The organism is Nocardia sp. CA-145437, from assembly GCF_050956485.1.
Lineage (GTDB): Bacteria > Actinomycetota > Actinomycetes > Mycobacteriales > Mycobacteriaceae > Nocardia.
The window spans coordinates 2,393,195-2,415,490 of the sequence record NZ_CP191204.1; the positions used below are offsets into that span (position 1 = coordinate 2,393,195).

Genomic DNA, 22,296 nt, shown 5'->3' on the forward strand with positions numbered 1-22,296 from the left:
CTTCGGGAAAACCCTTTGACGACCCGGGTGACCATTGCTACTTTTCCGGGGACCGTGCCAGAGGACGAGGAGGTGATACCCGTGAACGCAGTATCGACATGGGTGCTCCCCTCCGGAGTCATGGTCGGGCGATAGGTCGTCCGGGAGCGCCGTTCTGTGCACTCCGAAAGGCACGACCATGCAATTCATTTCCGAAAAGCGTCTCGACGACTCCGTTCTCGAGCGTGAATTCACTCTCGGCGATATCCCCGGCATCCTGTGGACACCCACGGCCGTATCCGCGCCGATGCCCCTGATCCTGCTCGGTCATTCCGCCGCCGGGCTGGGGACGATGTATCCGCGATTGCTGGGTAGGGCCCGGTACTCCGTGGCGGAGGGCTACGCGGCGGCCGCCCTCGAGCTCCCCGGTAGCGGTGTGCGGCCCCGTCTCGCCGGCGTCGATCAGGCTCGCGCGGATCTGCAGCGGGCGCTGCGGGCCGGCGAGCCGGTCACCGACGATATCGTCGACCGCCTCATACTCCCGCTGCTGGGCCAGGCGGTTTCGGAATGGCGGGCCGCCCTGGACGCCCTCCTGGATCTGCCCGAGATCGGCGGCCCGGTCGGGTATTCGGGCGGGGTGATCTCCATCGGCGCCCGCCTGGCGGTGGTCGAGCCGCGCATCGCGGCCGCGGTCCTGTTCGCGGGGAGTTTCGTGCCCCGGGCCATCATGGAGGAGGCTCGCCAGGTCACCATTCCGCTGCACGTCCTGCTGCAGTGGGACGACGAGGGCAACGACCGGCAGATGGCCCTGGACCTGTTCGACGCGTTCGGTTCGAAGGAGAAGACGTTGAACGCGAATATGGGCGGTCACACCGGCGTCCCGCAGCATGCGGGGGAAGCGGCGAACCGCTTCTTCGACCGGCATCTGAAGTAGAGGATGGTCGCCGGGCCGACACCAGCTGTCCGGCCCGGCGACGTCTCAGGCGAGCCCGGATGTCCAGGGCCGCAGCTTCTCCGGATTCCGGATCACCCAGATGCGGGTGATCCGCCCGTCGGCGATGTCGAAGGCGTAGACCGAGACGACGGCGCCGTCGAGCTCGGCGACCAGACCGGGCTGTCCGTTGACGGTCCGCTCGATCAGCGTCATCGGGAGCCCGCGTGCGGCGATCTCCATCCAGGCCCGTGCGATCTGCTCGCGCCCGATGATCGGCTCGAGGAACGCGAGCGCGAGGCCGCCGCCGTCCGCCGTGGCGGTCGCGCGCGGGTCGAGCAGCCCGATGAGCGCCTCGATATCCTGTGTCTCCCAAGCCCGTTTGAAGTCCCGGACCACGTCGGCGCGTTCGCTGCTGGACGGCGCGCGGGAGGTGTCGATGCGGCGTCGGGCGCTGGAGGCGAGCTGGCGGCAGGCGGCGGGGGAGCGGCCGACGATTTCGGCGACCTCGGCGAACGAGTACCGGAACACGTCGTGCAGCACGAAGGCGACCCGTTCGGCGGGCGTCATGGAGTCCAGGACGACGAGGAACGCCATGCTGATCGACTCGTCGAGTGTGACCCGGTCGGCGGGATCGGCGGGCGCGAGCCCGTCCAACCAGTCGGTCCGGCCGGGTACCGGCTCCGGAATCCATTCGCCGACATACCGTTCCCGCCGGGCGCGCGCCGAACCGAGCAGGTCGAGGCAGATCCGGCTGGCGACGGTGGTCATCCACGCCCCGGGCGTCTGGATCTCCTGCCGCTGGGGTTCGGTCAGCGCGTACCAGCGCGCGTAGGTCTCCTGCACCACGTCCTCCGCCTCGGCCAGCGACCCGAGCAGCCGGTAGGCGAGGTTGATCAGCTGACGGCGTTCGTTCATCACCGCGGGCAGCTGCGGGTCGGTCATGGTCGGCTCCTTCGGTCTGCGTGCCATTACCGATATCGACGATGCGGCGACCAAGAATGTGAGCGACGCGAGGCGTCTCGGTCGGGGGTGACGGGCGGCGGCCTGACATTCCGGACGGCTGCTTCGTCGGTTGGGCAAGCAACGTTCAGTAGAGCAGGAGTTCGGTCATGACCAGAATCGGCATCATCCTCGGCAGTACCCGGCCCAACCGCAAAGGCTCGCAGATCGCCCGCTGGGTCCGGGACCAGGCTTCGACGCGCGGCGACGCCGAGTACGACCTGATCGACCTGCGCGACCACCCCCTCCCGCACTTCGACGAGCCCGTCCCGCCGATGTTCGGCCCTTCCGCGAACGAGCCCACCCGCGCGTGGGCCGAACGCATCGCCGCCTGCGACGGGTTCGTCATCGTGACCCCCGAGTACAACGGCGGATACCCGGGGGTCGTGAAGAACGCCCTCGACCACCTGTTCGCCGAGTGGAACAACAAGGCGGTCGGATTCGTCTCGTACGGCGTCAACGGCGGCGCTCGCGCCGTGGTGCAGCTGCGCGCGGTGTGCAGCACCCTCGGCATGGCGGATGTCGGCTACCAGGTGGGGATTTCGGTCCTCACCGACTTCGAGAACCACACCACGTTCGTCCCGAGCGCCGCACACGCCGCCACCCTCGGCAAGACCCTCGACCAGCTGATCGCCTGGACCGGCGCGCTCGCGCCGCTGCGGTCCGCCGAATCCACCCTCGTGAACTCCTAGGAGCGAATCATGAACGCATCCAGCAACGTTCGATCCGATCGCACCGCCTCGGAGGAGGCCGCGATCCGCGGGCAGATCGACAGCGTGATGAAGGCCCTGCACGCCGGGGACCTCGAAGCCATCCGCCACGCCTACACCCCCGACGTCATCTCCTTCGACGTCGAACCCCCACTCCAGCACGTCGGCATCGAAGCCAAACTCGCGAACTGGGCAAAGGTCTTCCAATTCTTCGAATCCGTGACCTACGAGATCCGCGACCTGACCCTGACCATCGGCGACGACGTCGCCTACGGCCACGCCTTCGCCCGCCTTTCCGGCACAACGAATTCCGGCGACCGAATCCCCGGCATGTGGGTTCGCGTAACCTACGGCCTCCGCAAACTCGACAACACCTGGCTCATCGCCCACGACCAGGTCTCCGTCCCCTACGACGTCACCACCGGCACCAGCGCCATCGACCTCCAACCCGAGTGATTCCAACGCGCTGTATGTCCCGGCCACGGCCTCCGGGTGCGATGATGGCCGGGATCCGCAGCGCACCGATGAGTTTCGAGCGTCGAGGAGGTCTACTCAGCTATGAGGAAACTGAGCTATGGCATCAGCGTGTCCCTGGACGGGTACATCAACGATCGCGACGGCAATATCGACTGGACCGATCCGGATGAGGAACTTCACCAGTTCCACAACGATCGGTACCGCGAGATCGACATTTCCCTGCACGGTCGTCGCCTCTATGAATTGATGGCGGACTTCTGGCCCCACGTCCCCGCGGACGAAGGGCCGATCATGCGCGAGTTCGGGGAGCTCTGGACCGCCAAGCCCAAGTACGTGTTCTCCCGCACCCTCACCGAGGTCGAGTGGAACAGCACTTTGGTCAGTGAGAACGCGGTCGACGTGGTCCGCAGGCTCAAGTCCGAGGGTGACGGCGTCATGGAGGTCGGCGGCGCGAACCTGGCCGCCTCCCTCATCCCCCATGACCTCATCGACGAGTACCAACTCTTCGTAGCGCCCATCATCCTCGGCGGCGGCACCCCCATGTTCCCCATGCTGGACAAACGCATCCCACTCCGCCTGGTCGAGACACGCCCCTTCAACACCGTCCTGATGCAGCGCTACGTCGTCGACCGATAGGGAGTGCGATGCCGATCGATATCCGGGAGTTCATGCGTCGAAACCCGTACCCGGGGAGGGTGATCGGCTTCCGATCCGACGGCCGGGGGTGTCTGGAGGGGCTCGTCGTGCTGACCGGCCGCAGCCGGGCGTCCAAGGCTCGGGTGCTCGATCCCACCCGGGACGGCGATGTCGCGCTGCGGGCACGCTCCACCGAGGACGGCCCGCACGACGAGTTGCGGCACTACCCGGCGGTGATCGCCGACCATCACGGGATCGTCATCGCGAACGGCGACCATTCGGTCCCGCTGCACGGCGCACTGTCAGCCCACGAGCTCGATTCCCGAATCGCCGCAACCCGATACGAGCCCGACCCGCCGATCAACACACCCCGGATATCGGTCGCCCTCGAACTCCACACCCAGCGGATCGTCGCGTCGATCAACGCGGCGGCCACCACCGACCGTGACGCGCCGCCGGTGAACGTTCGCCTCGATGCTCAGGCGGGGGACGTGAACAACTGGATCATGTTCTCCACCTACCAGTCCGACGGCGTCACCATCGAGCCGAACCATCAGTTCACCCCGGTCGCGTTCACCACGGCCGATCCGCTCGTCGAGGCATGGGACGCCGTCGACCCGCGCTATCGGGTCACCGCGGCGGGGATCACCTTCGACAGTGGCGTCGCGGTGGCGAGGGAGGTCAGCGGCCGCGTCGGCTGAGGACGCCGGAGAGCCAGCCGACGCCGAAGGTCACCAGGAGTACCAGCCACATGGGGGAGCGAATGGTGAGCAGCAGGAATTCGATGTCGACGCGGTGGCGGTTCTCGGCGATGAACACCAGGGCCAGGATGGCCAGAGCGATGGCGAACCACTGCTTCATGGAAATACGGGAAAGCAGTGATGGCTTGGTGTTTTCGGCCATGACCGGCCTCCTGATGGGGTTGTCGCGCGTCCGGGCTCGCCCTCGCGTGAGTGGCCAATAGGTGACTTCGGTGCAACGCGGTGTGCAGCGGCGATCCTGCCGGAGCAGGGTCCAGGCAACTCTCAGCTATCTATTTGTCGGTTCAGCGTAGCCGCTCACGGCCGTTCTACGCATGTATTTCCCGGATCGATCCGGCGACCGACCGCCCGCACCCGCGGATGGCGGGGCCGCCGGGTCCGGCTGTGACATCTATCCCGTTGTGCCGAAAGGCACTTCATGGCTCGGCCCCATGTATTCGCCCCGGCCGACGCCGTGACCTGGGATAGGGCAGAACGAATCCGACAATTCGCGCCGAAGGACACCCCGTTCGGCATTTCTCGTTTGCGAGAACCGGCATTTTATGGCTGTTGTGGCAGGCCAATAGCGTCGTATTCATGCAATGGAATCTTCGATCGGCAGAAGAACTCGCGGCCGCGTTGCGGGCCGGCGCGGTGACCTCGGTGGAACTGACCGACGAGGCGATCGCCGCCATCGAGCGCGACGACAAGGCGATCAACGCGATCTGCGTACCCGACTTCGATCGTGCGCGGGCCGCCGCACGCCACGCCGACGAGGCGCGCGCCCGCGGCGAGGATCGGCCGCTGCTCGGCATCCCGGTGACGGTCAAGGAGTCCTACGACATGGCGGGACTGCCCACGACCTGGGGCATCCCGCAGCACGCGAACCATGTTCCGGCCGAGGACGCGGTCCAGGTGTCGCGGTTGAAGGCCGCCGGCGCGGTGCTGCTCGGTAAGACGAATGTGCCGCTGATGCTGCGAGACATCCAGACTTTCAACGACATCTACGGCACCACCAACAATCCGTGGGATCACAGCCGCACGTCGGGTGGGTCGTCCGGTGGTTCGGCGGCGGCGCTGGCGTCCGGGTTCGGCGCGCTGTCCATCGGCTCCGACCTCGCCGGTTCGCTGCGCACCCCCGCGCATTTCTGCGGCATCTACGCGCACAAGCCGTCGTTGGGACTGGCGCCGACCCGCGGCATGGTCGCGCCGCCCGCGCCGGCCCTGCCGATCGACCTCGACCTCGCTGTCGTCGGTCCGATGGCTCGCACTGCCCGCGACCTCACGCTCCTGCTCGACGTGATGGCCGGACCGGACCCGCTGACCCACGGCATCGCCTACGACCTCGCTCTGCCGCCCGCGCGTCACGAGCGGCCGGCCGACTTCCGGGTCCTGATCCTCGAGGACCATCCGCTGATTCCGTCCGGATCGGCGGTGCGGGCGGGCGTGAACCGGGTCGCGGACGCGCTCGCCGACGCGGGCGCCCGTGTCGAACGGCACAGCCCGCTGCTGCCCGACCCGACCGAAGCGGCGACGGTCTACATGCAGCTCATGCTGTCGAACGCCGCCGCGAACCTTCCCGTCGACGTGTACGAACAGCTGCGGATCCGTGCCGCCGCCCTGGGCGCGGACGACCGGAGTCTCGATGCCGCGCGGGTGCGCGGCATGGTGCTCAGCCACCGCGAGTGGGTCGAGACGAACAACCGGCGCGAACTCCACCGCCACGCCTGGCGGCGGTTCTTCACCGAGTTCGACGCTGTGGTGTGCCCGATCACGCCCACTCCCGCCTTCCCGCACGACCACAACGGCAGTCTGGAGAATCGGCACATCGACATCGACGGCGTCGAGTACCCGTACTTCGACCAGCTCGTCTGGGCCGGCATGGCCACCATGCCCGGCCTGCCCGCCACCGCTGTCCCGACGGGCCTGTCCCCCGAGGGCCTGCCGGTGGGGGTGCAGCTCATCGGCCCGATGTTCGAGGACCGCACCCCGCTGCGGCTGGCCGAGCTGCTCGAAGAGCAGATCGGCGGCTTCCGGGCGCCTCGGTGAGCGCACCGAACCAGACCCTGGCCGGAACACCGGCTGACATCGAACTCATCGCTGCCGAACACGATGTGGAGGAGTCCCTTTGACCCAGGTATCCATCGAAGAGCACGCTGTGGCCGACAGTGCGGCCGGACCCTACGCTCTCACGGCGGGGCCGGACGGCGCACTGTGGTTCACCCTCGTCCACAGCGGCCGGATCGGCCGACTGGTCCCGGGCGAGGAGCCGACGAGCCACCCGCTGGACCCCGGCTGCGGGCCGACCATCATCACACCGGGACCCGATGGCGCGCTGTGGTTCACCGAGTACCAGGCGGACCGGATCGGGCGAATCACCACCGACGGCGTCATCGACGAATTCGGTCTGCCCGCAACGGGTTCCGGTCCGTTCGGCATCGCGGCGGGACCCGACGGCGCGTTGTGGTTCACCGAGACCGCCGCCGACCGTATCGGCCGGATCACCGTCGACGGCCGCGTCACCGAGTTCCCGCTCCCCGTCACGGGCGCATTCCCCTCGGCGATCACCGCGGGCGACGACGGCGGGATGTGGTTCACGCTCAACCAGGCCAACGCCATCGGCCGGATCGGCATGGACGGGGTGATCACCCTGCACCAGCTGCCGACCGAGGCGGCCGCGCCGGTGGGAATCGCCGCGGGCCGCGACGGTGCGCTGTGGTTCGTCGAGATCGCCGCCGGTCAGATCGGACGGCTCACCCCCGACGGAAAGATCACCGAGTTCTCGCTGCCCGACCGCACCGCCCGGCCGCACGCGATCACCGTCGACGGAGATGGCAGCGTCTGGTTCACCGAATGGGGTGGCAATCGCGTCGGCACGATCACCCCCGACGGGTCCGTCACCGTCCACGACTTGCCCACCCCTCACTCCGAGCCGCACGGCATCTCCGTCGGTCCTGACGGCGCCGTATGGACCGCATTGGAGATCGGCGCCCTGGCCCGAATCGCCCCGGCGCGCAATGCTTTCTGAACAGGTCGTTTGCGTCTTACAACCGCGAGGAGGCCCGCGAACTCCACATGCGCATGCCGGTGGATGGGCGCGCCGCGCTGACCCTGGCTGGTGCTGACACCGGCCAGGGTCGAAAGGTCTCGCAGCCGTCCCGTCGCCCGGTGCTAACGTGGCCGCAGAGGGGCGCGTGCTTCACCTGCAGTCATCGTGTGAAACAAGACAGGCGAGGAGTGCTGTTGTGACTGGCTCGAACGATCCCATGGCGACAGTGCGCCGCTACGTCGACGCGTTCAACAGCGGCGATGAGAAGGCGATGGTCGCGGCGTGTGCCGACCCGATGCAGATTCTGGACGGGATGTCGCCGCACGTGTGGCAGGGCACCACAGCCGCGGCGGACTGGTGGCGGGATGCGCTCGCGGAGGGCGAGCACCTCGGCGTTTCCGACTACCGCATCGAACTCGGTGAACCCGATCATGTCGAGGTCACCGACACCACCGGATATGTCGTTGTCCCGGTGACATTCAGCTACAACGTTCGTGGCGAGCCGGTCACACAAACCGGCGCGGTCTTCACTCTGGCATTGCGCAAGGTCGGCACCGACTGGCTCCTGACGGCCTGGGCGTGGGCGAAAGGCCAAGTGCAACAACCACACTGAATCGCTGCTCGCGTCAAGGGCTGCAAGATCTCAGATCGGCGGGTTCCCGATTGTCGGTGCCCGTCCCTATCGTTGGGCGTATGACCGACATCGGGCCCCTGGCCGCCTCCACCCGGGCCACCTTCGGCGCGCCGGGTGTGCACGCGGTCGTCCGGCGGGGGCGCACCGTGCACGCCGTCAGTCTCGGCCAATGGGTCGCCGGCGAGGAAGTCCCGGAACTGTTGTGCCACACCGGTATCGCCGGATGGGACCCGACCGCGCTGGAACCGACCCGCGCGGACGTCACCTGCGCGAGGTGTCTGCGCCGACTCGGCGGCGCCGCGCCCTCGCGGCAGATCCCGCTGTTCGGCGAGGGTTGAGTTCTCTTCCGGTCGCCGGTGCACCCGCCGACCACGCGGGCATCCCGGATATCACCGCGGCGTACTGGTATGCATGCATTGCCGTAGAGCTCACTCGATACAGAAAAGGACCCGGGATATGTCCGACGAACACGCTCACGTCGAGCCCCATGCCCACTCGCACAGTCACGGCGCCCTGACCCATACCCACGCCCACAGCACGCACGACCATGACCACAGCGAACACGAACACACCCATACCCATGAGGATGGGACCGTGCATTCGCATCCCCATGTGCACCAGAGCGATCTCCTCGACGACCACTCGCACACCCACGACTGAGTCGAAGCGCAAGAAGCCGGAATTCATAGCGTCACCACTTCGGGTGCGAAGCCTCTCGCCCGCAGCTGAATCCTGGGCGATGAATTTCGGTGGGATGCGACGTCGAATCCTGTGGGCATACCTACTGACAGGAGTTCGAGATGACGAGGCCGTTTCGATTCGGGGTTGTGGCGCCGCTCAGGAGTGATGTGGCGCGGTGGCGGGAGCAGGCGCGGCGGGTAGCGGGACATGGCTACTCGACGTTGCTGATGCCGGACTTTCCGCAGCTGCAGCCGGCGCCCGCGCCGATGCTGGCCACGGTCGCCGCGGAGACCGACTTGCGGGTCGGGACTTGGGTTTACGCGTCGCCGCTGCGGCCCGCGTGGTTGACGGCGTGGGAGGCGCATTCGCTGTCGATGGTCACCGAGGGGCGCTTCGAGATGGGGATCGGCGTGGGCAGGCCGGGCATCGTGGAGGAGTTGGCGGGGAAGGGCGTCGATGGGGTGCCGCCACCGGGACAGCGGCTGGGGGAGATGCGCGAGGCCGTGCGAATGCTGCGGGAGTGGGATGGGCCCGGGCGGCATACGCCCGTGGCGATGGCTGTGTTCGGTCCGAAGGCTCGGGCATTGGCGGCGGAGATGGCGGATACCGTCACCTTCGCGCTGGGCGATCAGCCTCGGGCCGAGGTCGAGAAACTGGCGCAGGAGTTTCGCACCACCGACGGACCCGAGCTCGCGCTGGCCGTGCCGGTGGTCGGCGATACGGTCGCGCCGCATATGGCCCCGCCCGCCACCGATATCGCCGCGCTGCGCGCGGCCGACGCGATGACCGTGCTGCCGGACGACCCGGCGGCCGCGATCGACGAGATCCAGCGGCGCCGGGAGGAGATCGGGTTCTCCTACTTCGTCTTCGGCGCCCACGTGGCGGACCGGTTCGCTCCCGTGGTGGCCGCGCTCGCCGGGCGTTAGGCGGGGCGCGGTCGATCCCCGGCAGGCCAGATGTTCCAGCCGCGGCCGCGGCCGCGCACCATCCGCTGGACGGCGGACTCGTAGTGCCGCTTGGCATGACAGTCGTCGGCACACGCCCGGTGACGGTCCCACCCGGCCTTCGCCTCGACGAGAGTCGCCGGAGGGCGGTGGGGTGCGCGGTGGCGGTCACCGGTTACGCGGGACACGGTTCGACTCCGTTCGGGCGGCGGGGAACGGAATGACTTTGGCGGACTTCCGCCGCTCGGGCGCGACCCGGATGACCTGACTCGCCGCCATCTTCCGCTCACACAGCGCGGTGAGGCAATCGCGATGCAGAACAAGCGATTCCATGGCCTCCGTGGAGTTCATCGTCGGCTCGTCGTCGCCGACGTCGCAGTCCTCCAATCGGTCGTAGGAGTCCATGGGGAATTCACCTCCCGCCGCGCGCGCATTGCTTTCCGCCCCCGGCGGTGACGGCCGCGGGGCCTATTTCCATACCGACCGGAATTTCTCAGATCCTCGACCAGGCAGACGACGAGGATTATCGCCCCAGCTACGGACAAGAACGTCAAAGCCCAAGCATCCCAAGGCATTACGGCTCCCAGTTGCTTCCGGTGAATGTTCGGTACGTCAAGGATGCACCCAAAAGTATTGCGGCGATACGTGCATGGCCAACGTCGCGCCGAATAAGATAGAAGTGCGTTCCGCACGTGTGCGTAAGGAACATTCCCCAGATAGCGAGGCTAACAAATGGCCGGTTTGACGGTCTCTCGCATGGATTTCGGCAATTTCATGAAGTCGGTGCGATCGAAGGCTCCTCGGACAGCTCTGTCGGCTGCGGCGGCGCATCTCGAGGTCACCAGGTTCGTTCTGATGCGGATGGAGGAGGGCTCCCCGACCAAACTCACGAAGCCACAGGTCAAGGATCTGCTCGAGTACTACCACGCGGCGCCGGCGGACCGCGTCGAGGCGCTCAGACTCCTGGACGAGGTCCGCGCCCAGGACAGCGCCGCCAGAGCACAAGGGAATTCGAAGGGCTTCTGGAAGGCCTACACGGATCAGGTGGCGCCGAACTTCGAGAAGTTCCTACGGCTCGAGGGCGTGGCGGATGCGGTCATCGTGCACCAGCCGGTGATCGTCCCCGGCATCCTCCAGTCACCCAACTATCGACGGGCGATCATCCATGTCACCGAGCCCAGCCTGTCCGCGGTGGATACCGAACGGCGGATCGAACTGACCGCCAAACGGCAAGCCCGCTTGAACGAATCCGGATTCCGGTTGGAAGCGTTCATATCCGAAGCGGTTCTGCGGAACCGGCCGGGCTCTCCGAAGGTCATGGTGGAACAAATGCACTGGCTCGCGGAGGTCGGTACCCGTGACAACGTCGAGCTTCGCTTGATTCCGTTCGCGGTCGGCCCGCACCCGGGGTTGATCATGCAGGCCTTCATGCTGCTCGAAATCCCCAAGGGCACAAGCGGTATGGCATTGCCGCCGGTGGTATTCGCGGAAGGAGCCATCGGCAGCGTCTTCCATGAACACGACGATGAGGTCAACGAATATCGAAGGGCGATCAACGGTCTGCGAGCGGTAGCGTTGTCACCGGATGACACCAGGGATCTGGTGGTCCGAACTGCAAAGGAGTACGCGGCATGAGCAAGCCGGTCATGGGCGAATGGTACAAATCGAGCTTCTCCGATTCCGGCAAGCAGTGCGTCGAAGTTCGGCACGACGCAGCGGCCACGCTGGTGCGCGACACGAAGGACGGCGGGCTCGGGCCGATCCTGGAGTTTCCCGCGACGGTGTGGTCCGACTTCATCGACAGCGGCATCTGGAATCGCTGACAACCCCCGCGAATGGCGAAGCCCCCGTACGGATTTCCCGACGGGGGCTGCGTCGCGTCGACCCGATCTCACGCCAGGCGGCCGCCGCCGTCCACGTGGAGGGTCGTGCCCGTCAGGAACGGGTTGGTGAGGGCGAGGAGGGCGGCGGACGAGATGTCGGCGGGGGTGCCGACGCGGCGGGTGGGGTTGCGGTCGGCGATGGCTCGGAAGAAGGCGTCCTTGCCGGGGCCGTCCCAGGCGCCCGAGTCGATGATGCCGGGGGAGATCGCGTTGACGCGGAGGGGAGCCAGCTCCACGGCGAGGGCTTCGGCCAGGGTGGCGGCGGCCGCGTTCGTGCTGGCCATGACCGTGCGGCCGGGCGCCGGTCGCCAGGCGGCGACGCCGGAGAAGAGCAGGATCGCGCCGCCTTCGCGGAAGCGGGGCGCGAAGTGTTTGGCCAGCAGGATCGGGCCGATCACCTTGGCGTCGAAGGCGCGGTGCACGGCGTCCCGGTCCAGGTCGGTGACCGGGCCGTTGGCGTGGTCGGCGGCCAGGGACACCAGGTAGTCCAGGTCGCCGACGCGCTCGGCCAGGGCGGCGATGGTGTCCTCGTCGGTAAGGTCCACCTCCGGCCGTCCCACCGAAATCACCTGGGCGCCTTGGTTCGTCGCGTCCTCGGCGATCCGGCGGGCGATGCCCGATCCGGCGCCGACGATGACCATCTTCTTGTCGTTCAGTGTTGTCATGCCCGGTTCAGCAGCGCATCGGATCCGGATCATCCCTTCGCGATCTGAATCTTTTCGATCCCTGCCATAAGATTCTCGAATGCCGACGCTGCGTGCCCTGGAATGTCTGATCGCGGTCCTGGAGGCCGGGTCGATCACCGATGCCGCGGCGGCCCTGCACATGTCCCAGCCCGCGCTGTCGCATCAACTCGCGGCCCTCGAGCGGGAGATCGGCGCACCGGTCGTCGAGCGACTGCCGCGCGGCGTGCGCGCCACCGCCATCGGCCGCGCCATCGAATCCGATGCCCGCGCGGCCCTGACCGCCGCGGCCCGGGTCGTCGACAGCGGTCGATCGGTGGCCCGGGGAGAGGCGGGCCGAGTGCGTCTGGCCTGCGCCGAAAGCCTCACCGCGAGCCTGCTCGCCCCGGTCCTGCGCACCTGGATCCGCCACCACCCCGAAGTCCGCATCCACCTCACCGAGGCCACCAGCGCCGACGACCTGGTCCAGCACATCGAATCCGGCACGGCCGACCTGGCTTTCGGCCCCCGCCCCACCCGCTGGACCGGCGCGGAGGAACTCATCGGCGCCGAGGAGGTCATCGCGGTCCTCCCCACCGACCACCCGCTGTCCGAGCGTGACCGCCTCGAGTTCGCCGACCTACGCGATCAACCCCTGATCCACTACCACCCCGACAACGGCCTATCCGCGTGGCTGGACACCGAAGCCGCCCGCCACGGCACCCCGCTCACCCCCGTCGTCCGCGTCCGCCACGCCTCCACCGCCGCCCACCTGGCCGCCTCCGGCCTCGGCATCGCCCTGGTTCCCACGACCGCGCTCACCCCCGACCTGCCCGGCACCCTCAGAACGCTGGACCCGGTCCTGTCTCGCGACCTCATCGCTCTCATCGCCACCCCCGCCGACCCGCTGGTCCGCCGTTTCACCGCCGACATCGTCGAACGCGGAATCCCCGCACTGTCGCTACCGGGTCGCGGCGATCGGTCGCGGTAGCGTCCGGACCTCTTCGCCTGGCCGGGATTCGCGATCGCCATCGACCAGGCGCGCCGCGGCTAGTTCGATCGCCAGCGGCAGGCCGTCCAAGCCGTGCGCAGACCTGGGCGGCTCGAGCGCCGCCCAGCCCCCGTTCGGCGATTAGCCGGCCCGCGAGCGGGTAGAAGACCGATGTCGGCAACGAACCCCCGTGGACAAGGAGCTGATGATGGGAACGAGTGGACACACCGGCGAGATCGGATTTCCCTTCGTAATTGATCCCAGCCCCGAACAGGTGACCCTCGCGCCGGGCGGTGCGCCGGTGCGTGTGGGTGTGCGGGTGAGGCCGGTGGGAAAGGCCGGGGCCGGGCAGGTCCGCGTGGTCGTCGGGGTCGACCCCGAATCGGGACTGACGTTCCCCCACAACAGCCTGACGGTCGACACCACCGACTACCCCGCGGGCGCGGACGCTCGCGACGATGTGCTGTCCTTCGAGGCCGTCACCATCGACTCCGAGGGGACGCCGGAACTGTCCGTCGAGGTGACGGCCGGCGAACAGACACCACCGGAGCCCACCGCGGTCTCGTTCGCGGTGGGCTCGGCCTCCTGCTCGGTGCCCGTCACCATCGCGGGCGACGAGTAGTTCTCAGCTCAGTTGTAGGACTTGGCGACCCCGTCGAGGAGGTGTTCGAGGGTGTCGTAGTCGGGCGGGCTGACCTGGTTCACCAGGTTCGGGTCGACCGGGACCTGGTGGGCGGCAGTGGCTTTCGTGAACAGATTCACGTCGGTCGGGCGGAAGCCGTGGTCGGCGGCCAAGCGCTGCAGGTCGGGGTCGGTGGTGAGGAGTTTGCCGAGGCGGTCGCCCTTGTCGTCGAACGGGACGACGGTGTGCTGGGACATCACCGTGGGCTTGGGGTACATCAGCACCATGTCGGGCTTGAGCTGGTCGTGCACCGCGGCGTCGACGTACTGGGCCTCGTAGATCCAGGCCATCGGGACGGTGCCCATGCCATTGGCCAGGTAGTCCTTGAAGGGTCCGTCGCTGGAGGACTCGGTGTATCCCTGGCGGGTGAACAGGCGCGAAACCCGTGATACCGCATAGTCTTCGGCCTTCGCGCCGCGCACGATGGTGTTGTCATTGGCCACGTAGGCGGTCACGGCCAGGTACATGGCGGCCGAGTTGGAGGTGCGGGGGTCGGTGGTGGAGACCAGCACGTTCTTGGGCACCGAATAGGTGGTGTTGCCGTCCAGCTGCGCCCACTGCACCCCCTTCTCGGCCAGCGACAGGTACTTCTCGACGTCGAAAGTCGTTGTCGCGCCGGGCTGCACGATCCCGGACTGGGTCAGCAGGTCCGCGATCGGCTTGAAGGTGGCGATGGCCATGGGGGAGGAGAACGGCACGTACTTGCCGCTCACTCCGCGCTGCCGCTGGATCCGCTCCGCAGCGGCCGAACTGGACGGAAACGCGAAGTCGTATTTGCCGAGATCCACCGAGGTCGCGATCTGCCGCGACCCCGCGGGCTCGACGTCCACCGCGAGCCCGTGCCTGCGCAACACGTCGACCACCTTCGGATCGTCGAAGAACGCCGACTTCTCCGACCCGACGACCCCGCGCACCGTGGTCAGGGCGGGCGCGGCGGTGCCGCCGTCCGACGGCGAATCCGATTGCTGCACAGCCAGAATCACGCCCAGCGCGGTGACCGCCGCCACGCCCGCCGCCGCGACCCCCAGCACCCGCTTGTTCTCGACCAGCCGCGCCGGAACGAACCGGCCGGCGACGGCCGCGAACACGCTCGTGGTGTCCGCCGCATGGTCGTGGGGCGACGCGCTCTCGCCATTCTCCGCGACCGGCTCGGACTTGCTCAGCTCGACCTGGCCCGCGCTGTTCTTGGAACGTTTGGGATCCAGCTCCCGACGCGCAATCCGTTCGACGAGAATCGGAACGAAATCCCGCACCGCATGCCCCTCGAACCGCTTGCGCACCGCACCCACCACGGCCTCGACCCGCTCCGGCGGATGCGCCTCGCCATAGTCGTCGACCAGGCGATTCGTCATCTCGCGTAGCGACTTCTCCTCCCGCGCAGCTTTCTCTTCCCGCGCAGCACCGACCGCCACGGTATCTCCCTCCGACCTCGCACCGAATTTCGTTGCACGGCAGGAAAAATGCGAAAAGAGCCGCGCCGCACAGACCCTATCGATCCAGGGTTGTGCCCAATGATCGAGAACGGAAACGGAAAGTGCGGACGCGGCGAATTCCCGGTAACCCTGCGGACCGGTTTCCCGGTATCCGATCAGGCCTTACCGGGGAACGGCACGGTCACCGGGCTCGCACCCAGGATCGACTGCCAAGTGGCAAGGCGCACAGCGCATTCGGTGAGCGCTTCGATCCCGGTGCGGCGTACGCCGGGATCGGTGGCGCGTTCCACCACCGCCCGCCAGGAGGCCGCGGCGTCGGATTCCACGGTCACCGCCAGCTTCGCCGCCGGGATCGGATCGTTCACCGGGAACGGCGCGGTGTAGGCGGCCGCTGGTTCGGGAACCGTTGCGCCGTCGGCGTTCAGCGCGTCGATGGTGGCGTCGCGCCGGGCCCGGTGCGCCGCGGTGAATTCCGCCACCAGCTTGTCCCGGTCGTGGTTGGCGTAGGCGGCGATCACGCCGTAGGCGTAGACCGCCGCGTACTCGGCGCTCAGGGCATCGATGAGCGCCTGCTGATCGAGGGTGGTCATGCGAGAAGGACTCCTGCGTGGGTGCCGCAGCAGGCGCTGATCGAGGCCAGCAGCCCGGCGCGGTATCCGGAGAGGGAGGTGGACAGGTCGGCGGCCGAACGTTGCGAGGCGCTCAGCTGGGTGCGCAGCGCCGCCACCGAGGACGGGGTGTTGACGGCGATCGCGGTGGGCGGCGGGGTGCGGCGGCTGGGGGTGGTGCCGTCGCCGTAAACGCCGATGGCGCGGTCGATTTCGGTGCGCAACGCCTGCGCGTGCGCGGTGCGCTGATCGGCGATGGTCTGGAGCGCGCCCGCGCGATCGGGGGTGGTCGCGATGGCCGCCTTGGCGGCGGCGGCATCGGTGAGCGCCGCGGTCTCCTGCGCCAGCAGCGGATCCGGCGCGGCGGGCTGCTCGTTCTTCGTACACGCGGCCGACGCGCCCGCGGCGGCCGCCACCAGCAGGCCGCCCCCGGCCAGCCGCAGCGCGGAGCGCCGATTCACCGCGGCATCGGACCGGGGCGACGACGTCGGGGTGGGGGCGGAGCCGGTTCGGTCCGGCGGGACCGTGAGACCGACGACATCGGCCACGAGGCCGCTCTGACTGCTGGGCACGGATACATGGTGCCAGCCGTCGCGGACAGCTTGCTGCGCGAGGGCGGTCGGATAGGCTGTGATCAGCGACGACGGGCAACCGTCTTGGGCGCGTCGCTCTCGACGCGCCATCGGTACCGCACGGCCGACCATGCCGAACTCGGGCGGGTCGGCTGGTCCTTTACACTCTTTCCGCGCGTTACGCTAGACCTTCGGCCCGGTATTTCGCCGAACAGACAACTCAACCCGTGACAACTGAACCAGGAGCCGCCCCATATGCCGATGCCGACCGAGGAAAGGGTGAGCCAGCTAGTTGCTGAGCTCGTCGAACGCCGAGGATTCGACCTCGAAGGCGTCGCGATCTCGGCTGCCGGTCCAGCGAGCAAGGTCAAGGTGACCGTCGACAGCGACGGATCTCCGGACCTGGACGCGGTCGCGGAACTGAGCTCGGAGATCTCGCAGACCCTCGACGACGCCGGTGACTTCGGCGAGACCCCGTATCTGCTGGAGATCACCACCCCCGGCATCGACCGGCCCCTCACCACCCCGCGGCACTGGCAGCGCGCGCAGGGGCGCAAGGTCAAGATCACCCTGGCTCCCGGCGCCGAATCACCGGAGGAGAAGGGCAAATCCACGTTCGAGGCCAGGGTCGGCGTCCTCACCGGCGCCGACATCGCCCTGGTCCTCGGCGGCAAGCGGAAGCCACACCGGGTGACGGTGCCGCTCGCCGACATCCGATCGGCCGTCGTGCAGGTGGAGTTCAATCCGCCCGGCGTGGCCGAGTTGGAGCTCGCGGGGGGAGTATCGCCGGGCCGTCCTCAACCGGGCGCCCGGGACGACAACGAAACCGAAACAACAGAATCCGATTCACTGACCGAAGGGATCGTGGAATGAACATCGAAATCGAAGCCCTGCGCGCGATTGTCGCCGACAAGGGGATCTCGATGGAGACGGTGATCTCCGCGATCGAGTCCGCGCTGCTCACCGCCTACCGGCATACCGAGGGTCACCAGCCCAACGCCCGCATCGACATCAACCAGAAGACCGGTGTCGTGCGCGTGATGGCCCGCGAGATCGACGCCGACGGCAATGTCATCTCCGAATGGGACGACACCCCCGAGGGCTTCGGCCGCATCGCCGCCACCACCGCCCGCCAGGTGGTGCTGCAGCGGCTGCGCGACGCCGAGAACGAGAAATCCTTCGGTGAGTTCTCCACCCACGAGGGCGACATCGTCGGCGGCGTGGTGCAGCGCGACGCGCGTATGAACGCCCGCGGCACCGTCGTGGTCCGCATCGGCTCGGAAGCCCACGGCGCCGAGGGCGTCATCCCGCCCGCGGAGCAGGTGCCGGGCGAGACCTACGAGCACGGCGACCGCATCAAGTGCTACGTGGTCGGTGTCTCCCGCGGTCCGCGCGGCCCGCAGATCACCCTCTCGCGCACCCACCCGAACCTGGTGCGCCGCCTGTTCGCGCTCGAGGTCCCCGAGATCGCCGACGGCTCGGTCGAGATCGTGGCGGTGGCCCGCGAGGCCGGGCACCGCTCCAAGATCGCGGTCCGATCGACCGTCCCGGGCGTCAACGCCAAGGGCGCGTGCATCGGCCCGATGGGTCAGCGTGTGCGCAATGTCATGAGCGAGCTGGCGGGCGAGAAGATCGACATCATCGACTACGCAGAGGACCCGGCCGCCTTCGTCGGGAATGCGCTGTCCCCGTCCAAGGTTGTGTCGGTGACGATCGTGGACCCCGACGCCCGCGCCGCGCGCGTGGTGGTCCCGGACTTCCAGCTCTCCCTCGCCATCGGCAAGGAGGGCCAGAACGCCCGCCTGGCGGCCCGGCTCACCGGCTGGCGGATCGACATCCGCTCGGACGCGGCGGCCGACCCGCAGGGCGGCGCGCGTCCCGCGGCGGCGACCGGCGGCTCCGACACGCACCGGAACTGAGGGTCGTGCGGCCGGGATCGGGGCGCCACGGTAGCTCGGTCGCGGCCGCCCGGCACCGCGCTGATCTTGCTCGATGAGTCCGGCCCGGTCGGAAATGGATTTGTGAAACAGACCCCTGGGATGACAGCTTGGTAACTTCCAAGGGGTACGGATGCGGAGATCGGGACGTGAGAGCGGTAGAGTGGACGCAGGCTCAGCGCGAGTCTTCGACTCCTCCGCGCGCCGAGCGGGTGCCGGCACGATCAGCACCCGTCCGGACCTGCATCGGATGTCGCAGACGCGAGCTGGCTGCCGATCTGATGCGGGTCGTGGCGCAAGGGTCTGCCGAGAGTGGGCAAACCCTCGTGGTCGTTCCGGATCCGCGGCGCAGACTTCCCGGAAGGGGTGCTTGGTTGCACCCCTCTTCGGTTTGTCTGAGTCAAGCAGTTCGGCGCCGAGCAATCGGCAGAGCACTACGAGTGTCCGGACATCTGGATATCTCAGCCCTGGAGCATTACGTAGAGAACAGGCACGAGCACTCATGAGCACACCGTGAAGTCCCAGAAATGATCGGCCTTCGAAATTAGTCGAGGTCGTGCGGACGCCCCGTTGTAAGCGGGCTGTCACGCTCGGCCTCTGAGTGAGGAGAGCAGTGGCAGGCAAGGCCCGCGTGCACGAGTTGGCAAAAGAACTCGGTGTCACGAGCAAAGAACTACTCGCACGGCTCAAGGAGCAGGGCGAGTTCGTGAAGTCGGCGAGCTCGACGGTGGAAGCACCTGTCGCGCGCCGACTGCGGGAGTCGCTCGCACCCAAGAGCGCCCCCTCCGGTGCCGCCAAGCCGGCGGCCCCCAAGCCCAGTGGTGACAGCACCCCGCGTCCGGCCGCCAAGCCGGCCACCCCGGGTGCCGGTCCCCGTCCCGGCCCGCGTCCGACCCCGGCGGCTCCGGCCCCGGCGGCTCCGGCTCCGGCCCCCGCCGCACCGGTGGCTCCGGCCGCCCGTGCCGAATCGCCCGCGACCCCGGCCGCTCCCGCAGCGCGTCCGGCTCCGGGTAAGCCCGGAGAGGGTGCGGGCGTGAAGCCCGCGGCTCGCGAAAACGCTGCTCCGGCAGCCGCTTCCGCGTCTCCGGCGCCGTCCGCTCCGGCTCCGCAGGCCCCGCGTACCGACGCTCCGCGTCCGGGCGCTCCGGCCCCGCGTCCGGCGCAGCAGGGCGGTGCCCCCGCCCCGCAGTCCGGTCCGCGTCCGGGTGGCCCGAAGCCGGGTCCGAAGCCGCCGCGTGTCGGTAACAACCCCTTCTCTTCCGCGCCCGAGCGTCCCGCGCCGCGCCCGGCCCCTCGTCCGGGTCAGGGCCAGGGTGGTCCGCGTCCGGGTCAGGGCCAGGGTGGCCCGCGTCCGGGTCAGCCGCAGGGCGGCCCGCGTCCGGGTCCGGGTCAGGGCGGTCCCCGTCCGGGTCCCGGCCAGGGCGGTCCGCGCCCCGGTCCCGGCCAGGGTGGTCCCCGTCCGGCTGCCGCCGGTCAGGGCGGTCCCCGTCCCGGCGGTCCGCGTCCCAGCCCCGGTTCGATGCCCCCGCGGCCGAACCCGGGTGCCATGCCCGCTCGCGCTCAGCGTCCGGCCGGTCCGGGTGGCGCAGGCCGTCCGGCGCGTCCGGGTGGTCCGGGTGCCGGCGGCGGCCGTCCCGGTGGCGGTGGCGGCGGTTACCGCGGTGGCGGCGCTCCCGGTGCGGGTGGCGCTGGTGCCGGTGCCGGTGCCGGTGGTGGCACGGGTGCTCCCGGTGGTTTCCGGGGTCGTCCCGGTGGTGGCGGCGGTGGCCGTCCGGGTTCCGGTGGCGGTCGCGGCGGTGCCGCGGGTGCGTTCGGACGTCCGGGTGGAGCTCCGCGTCGTGGCCGTAAGTCGAAGCGGGCGAAGCGCGCCGAGTACGAGAACCAGCAGGCGCCCATCGCCGGTGGCGTGCGGCTGCCGCGCGGCAACGGTGAGATCGTGCGTCTCGCCCGTGGCGCGTCGCTGTCGGACTTCGCCGAGAAGATCGGCGCCAACCCGGCCTCGCTGGTCCAGGCGCTGTTCAACCTCGGTGAGATGGTGACCGCGACCCAGTCGGTGAACGAGGAGACCCTCGAGCTGCTGGGTTCGGAGATGAACTACGTCGTGCACGTGGTCTCCCCGGAGGACGAGGACCGCGAGCTGCTCGCCAACTTCGACCTCACCTACGGCGAGGACGACGGCGACGAGGATGACCTGCAGGTCCGTCCGCCGGTCGTGACCGTCATGGGTCACGTCGACCACGGTAAGACCCGACTGCTGGACACCATCCGTAAGGCCAACGTCCGTGAGGGCGAGGCCGGCGGTATCACCCAGCACATCGGCGCCTACCAGGTCGAGGCCGAGGTCAACGGCGAAGAGCGCACCATCACCTTCATCGACACCCCCGGTCACGAGGCGTTCACCGCCATGCGTGCCCGTGGTGCGAAGGCCACCGACATCGCGATCCTCGTGGTCGCGGCCGACGACGGCGTCATGCCGCAGACGGTGGAGGCCATCAACCACGCGCAGGCCGCGGACGTGCCGATCGTGGTGGCGGTCAACAAGATCGACAAGGAAGGCGCGAACCCCCAGAAGATTCGCCAGCAGCTGACCGAATACGGTCTGGTCGCCGAGGAATACGGTGGCGAGACCATGTTCGTGGACATCTCGGCGAAGCAGGGCACCAACATCGAGTCGCTGCTCGAGGCCGTGGTCCTGACCGCGGACGCCGCCCTGGATCTGCGCGCCAACCCGAACATGGACGCGCAGGGTGTGGCCATCGAAGCCCACCTCGACCGCGGCCGTGGCCCGGTGGCGACCGTGCTCATCCAGCGCGGCACCCTGCGGGTCGGCGACTCGATCGTGGCGGGCGACGCCTACGGTCGCGTGCGCCGCATGGTCGACGAGCACGGCGACGACGTCGAGGCGGCCCTGCCGTCGCGGCCCGTCCAGGTCATCGGTTTCACGTCGGTGCCCGGCGCCGGTGACAACCTGCTCGTGGTCGAGGAAGACCGCATCGCGCGTCAGATCGCCGACCGCCGCAACGCTCGCAAGCGCAACGCCCTGGCCGCGCGCAGCCGCAAGCGGATCTCCCTGGAAGATCTGGATGCCGCTCTGAAGGAGACCTCGGAGCTGAACCTGATCCTCAAGGGCGACAACTCCGGTACCGTCGAGGCCCTCGAAGAGGCGCTGCTCGGTATCGATGTCGGCGACGAGGTGCGTCTGCGCGTCATCGACCGCGGTGTCGGTGGCGTCACCGAGACCAACGTCAACCTGGCGTCGGCGTCGAACGCGATCATCATCGGGTTCAACGTCCGCGCCGAGGGCAAGGCGACCGAGCTGGCGAACCGCGAAGGCGTGGACATCCGCTACTACTCGGTCATCTACCAGGCGATCGACGAGATCGAGAAGGCCCTCAAGGGTCTGCTCAAGCCGATCTACGAGGAGCACGAGCTGGGCCGGGCGGAGATCCGCCAGATCTTCCGCTCCTCCAAGTTCGGCAACATCGCGGGTTGCTGGGTGCTCTCGGGTTCGGTCAAGCGCAACGCCAAGGCGCGCCTGATCCGCGACAACGTCGTGGTCGCCGAGACCACCATCCAGTCGCTGCGTCGTGAGAAGGATGACGTGACCGAGGTCCGCGAAGGCTACGAATGTGGTCTGACCGTCGGGTACAACGACATCAAGGAAGGCGACATCGTCGAGGCCTACGAGCTGCGGGAGAAGCCGCGCGACTAGGCGAAGCAGTACACGCGATCCCGCCGGACCTCA

The 22,296-nt window shown here is 68.5% G+C and carries 26 protein-coding genes; 19 read left to right on the forward strand and 7 right to left on the reverse strand.

The window, feature by feature from the left end; genetic code table 11:
* The first annotated feature begins 178 nt into the window (after positions 1-178).
* Positions 179-913: a dienelactone hydrolase family protein gene (locus tag ACQPYY_RS10660; RefSeq protein ID WP_433593605.1), complete on the forward strand. Its 735-nt coding sequence runs from the start codon at positions 179-181 to the stop codon at positions 911-913.
* Between the two features lie 45 nt (positions 914-958).
* On the opposite strand, the gene sigJ is transcribed toward ACQPYY_RS10660, so the two are convergent.
* Positions 959-1,855, reverse strand: coding sequence for an RNA polymerase sigma factor SigJ (sigJ, locus tag ACQPYY_RS10665; protein WP_433593606.1), 897 nt, complete (start codon positions 1,853-1,855; stop codon positions 959-961).
* Positions 1,856-2,022: 167 nt separating this feature from the next.
* Between sigJ and ACQPYY_RS10670 the strand changes: the two genes are divergently transcribed.
* From ACQPYY_RS10670 to ACQPYY_RS10685, 4 genes are all read left to right on the forward strand, one after another.
* Positions 2,023-2,604 (forward strand): NADPH-dependent FMN reductase, encoded by a 582-nt coding sequence (locus ACQPYY_RS10670; protein ID WP_433593607.1) that lies wholly within the window; start codon positions 2,023-2,025, stop codon positions 2,602-2,604.
* Between the two features lie 9 nt (positions 2,605-2,613).
* Entirely contained in the window at positions 2,614-3,078 is a 465-nt protein-coding gene (locus tag ACQPYY_RS10675; protein ID WP_433593608.1) for a YybH family protein, read from the forward strand.
* Positions 3,079-3,180: 102 nt separating this feature from the next.
* Complete coding sequence (locus ACQPYY_RS10680) at positions 3,181-3,735, forward strand: dihydrofolate reductase family protein (RefSeq protein WP_433593609.1); 555 nt, start codon at positions 3,181-3,183, stop codon at positions 3,733-3,735.
* An 8-nt stretch (positions 3,736-3,743) separates the two neighbouring features.
* Entirely contained in the window at positions 3,744-4,436 is a 693-nt protein-coding gene (locus ACQPYY_RS10685; RefSeq protein WP_433593610.1) for an IMP cyclohydrolase, read from the forward strand.
* Here ACQPYY_RS10685 and ACQPYY_RS10690 read toward each other — a convergent pair.
* On the reverse strand, positions 4,417-4,638 hold the full coding sequence (locus ACQPYY_RS10690; RefSeq protein ID WP_379102083.1) for a hypothetical protein: 222 nt from the start codon (positions 4,636-4,638) through the stop codon (positions 4,417-4,419). The two genes, ACQPYY_RS10685 and ACQPYY_RS10690, sit on opposite strands and share 20 nt — an antisense overlap.
* Before the next feature lie 434 nt (positions 4,639-5,072).
* On the opposite strand from ACQPYY_RS10690, the gene ACQPYY_RS10695 reads away from it, so the two are divergent.
* The 6 genes from ACQPYY_RS10695 to ACQPYY_RS10720 all read left to right on the forward strand — a co-directional run bounded on the left by ACQPYY_RS10695 (position 5,073) and on the right by ACQPYY_RS10720 (position 9,765).
* Positions 5,073-6,524, forward strand: a complete 1,452-nt coding sequence (locus tag ACQPYY_RS10695) for an amidase (protein ID WP_433593611.1) — start codon at positions 5,073-5,075, stop codon at positions 6,522-6,524.
* A 79-nt stretch (positions 6,525-6,603) separates the two neighbouring features.
* A complete protein-coding gene (locus tag ACQPYY_RS10700; RefSeq protein WP_433593612.1) occupies positions 6,604-7,503 on the forward strand; it encodes a Vgb family protein in 900 nt (299 codons plus the stop codon).
* Positions 7,504-7,741: 238 nt separating this feature from the next.
* On the forward strand, positions 7,742-8,137 hold the full coding sequence (locus ACQPYY_RS10705) for a nuclear transport factor 2 family protein (RefSeq protein ID WP_433594617.1): 396 nt from the start codon (positions 7,742-7,744) through the stop codon (positions 8,135-8,137).
* An 80-nt stretch (positions 8,138-8,217) separates the two neighbouring features.
* Positions 8,218-8,496, forward strand: coding sequence for a hypothetical protein (locus tag ACQPYY_RS10710; protein ID WP_357281341.1), 279 nt, complete (start codon positions 8,218-8,220; stop codon positions 8,494-8,496).
* 118 nt (positions 8,497-8,614) lie between these two features.
* The gene (locus ACQPYY_RS10715) at positions 8,615-8,818 is read left to right on the forward strand and encodes a zinc transporter Slc39a7 (RefSeq protein ID WP_433593613.1); all 204 of its coding nucleotides are present in this window, start codon (positions 8,615-8,617) and stop codon (positions 8,816-8,818) included.
* Positions 8,819-8,958: 140 nt separating this feature from the next.
* Positions 8,959-9,765, forward strand: a complete 807-nt coding sequence (locus ACQPYY_RS10720; RefSeq protein ID WP_433593614.1) for an LLM class flavin-dependent oxidoreductase — start codon at positions 8,959-8,961, stop codon at positions 9,763-9,765.
* Between the two features lie 186 nt (positions 9,766-9,951).
* Here the strand turns inward: ACQPYY_RS10720 and ACQPYY_RS10725 are convergent, their stop codons facing one another.
* Positions 9,952-10,188, reverse strand: coding sequence for a hypothetical protein (locus ACQPYY_RS10725; protein WP_433593615.1), 237 nt, complete (start codon positions 10,186-10,188; stop codon positions 9,952-9,954).
* A gap of 351 nt (positions 10,189-10,539) precedes the next feature.
* Here ACQPYY_RS10725 and ACQPYY_RS10730 point away from each other — a divergent pair, with 351 nt between their 5' ends.
* Together ACQPYY_RS10730 and ACQPYY_RS10735 are read left to right on the forward strand one after the other, a co-directional pair.
* The gene (locus ACQPYY_RS10730) at positions 10,540-11,418 is read left to right on the forward strand and encodes a DUF5753 domain-containing protein (protein ID WP_433593616.1); all 879 of its coding nucleotides are present in this window, start codon (positions 10,540-10,542) and stop codon (positions 11,416-11,418) included.
* On the forward strand, positions 11,415-11,606 hold the full coding sequence (locus ACQPYY_RS10735; RefSeq protein ID WP_379102100.1) for a DUF397 domain-containing protein: 192 nt from the start codon (positions 11,415-11,417) through the stop codon (positions 11,604-11,606). The genes ACQPYY_RS10730 and ACQPYY_RS10735 overlap by 4 nt, the downstream gene beginning before the upstream one ends.
* A 68-nt stretch (positions 11,607-11,674) precedes the next feature.
* Here ACQPYY_RS10735 and ACQPYY_RS10740 read toward each other — a convergent pair whose 3' ends face one another.
* Entirely contained in the window at positions 11,675-12,331 is a 657-nt protein-coding gene (locus ACQPYY_RS10740; protein ID WP_433593617.1) for an SDR family oxidoreductase, read from the reverse strand.
* 79 nt (positions 12,332-12,410) lie between these two features.
* Here ACQPYY_RS10740 and ACQPYY_RS10745 point away from each other — a divergent pair, with 79 nt between their 5' ends.
* A complete protein-coding gene (locus ACQPYY_RS10745; RefSeq protein ID WP_433593618.1) occupies positions 12,411-13,319 on the forward strand; it encodes a LysR family transcriptional regulator in 909 nt (302 codons plus the stop codon).
* A 208-nt stretch (positions 13,320-13,527) separates the two neighbouring features.
* The gene (locus tag ACQPYY_RS10750; protein ID WP_433593619.1) at positions 13,528-13,941 is read left to right on the forward strand and encodes a hypothetical protein; all 414 of its coding nucleotides are present in this window, start codon (positions 13,528-13,530) and stop codon (positions 13,939-13,941) included.
* Between the two features lie 8 nt (positions 13,942-13,949).
* On the opposite strand, the gene ACQPYY_RS10755 is transcribed toward ACQPYY_RS10750, so the two are convergent.
* The 3 genes from ACQPYY_RS10755 to ACQPYY_RS10765 form a co-directional block, all read right to left on the reverse strand.
* A complete protein-coding gene (locus ACQPYY_RS10755; RefSeq protein ID WP_433593620.1) occupies positions 13,950-15,413 on the reverse strand; it encodes a three-helix bundle dimerization domain-containing protein in 1,464 nt (487 codons plus the stop codon).
* A 176-nt stretch (positions 15,414-15,589) separates the two neighbouring features.
* Positions 15,590-16,024, reverse strand: coding sequence for a ferritin-like domain-containing protein (locus ACQPYY_RS10760; RefSeq protein ID WP_379095961.1), 435 nt, complete (start codon positions 16,022-16,024; stop codon positions 15,590-15,592).
* Positions 16,021-16,614 (reverse strand): hypothetical protein, encoded by a 594-nt coding sequence (locus ACQPYY_RS10765; protein WP_379095964.1) that lies wholly within the window; start codon positions 16,612-16,614, stop codon positions 16,021-16,023. The genes ACQPYY_RS10760 and ACQPYY_RS10765 overlap by 4 nt, the downstream gene beginning before the upstream one ends.
* A 255-nt stretch (positions 16,615-16,869) precedes the next feature.
* On the opposite strand from ACQPYY_RS10765, the gene rimP reads away from it, so the two are divergent.
* The 4 genes from rimP to infB all read left to right on the forward strand — a co-directional run bounded on the left by rimP (position 16,870) and on the right by infB (position 22,263).
* The gene (rimP, locus tag ACQPYY_RS10770) at positions 16,870-17,487 is read left to right on the forward strand and encodes a ribosome maturation factor RimP (protein ID WP_379095967.1); all 618 of its coding nucleotides are present in this window, start codon (positions 16,870-16,872) and stop codon (positions 17,485-17,487) included.
* Positions 17,484-18,533 (forward strand): transcription termination factor NusA, encoded by a 1,050-nt coding sequence (gene nusA, locus ACQPYY_RS10775; protein WP_357281304.1) that lies wholly within the window; start codon positions 17,484-17,486, stop codon positions 18,531-18,533. Before rimP ends, nusA begins: the two co-directional genes overlap by 4 nt.
* Before the next feature lie 230 nt (positions 18,534-18,763).
* Positions 18,764-19,057 (forward strand): YlxR family protein, encoded by a 294-nt coding sequence (locus ACQPYY_RS10780; protein WP_357281637.1) that lies wholly within the window; start codon positions 18,764-18,766, stop codon positions 19,055-19,057.
* Positions 19,058-19,164: 107 nt separating this feature from the next.
* Complete coding sequence (gene infB / locus ACQPYY_RS10785; protein WP_379095972.1) at positions 19,165-22,263, forward strand: translation initiation factor IF-2; 3,099 nt, start codon at positions 19,165-19,167, stop codon at positions 22,261-22,263.
* Positions 22,264-22,296: the final 33 nt, after the last annotated feature.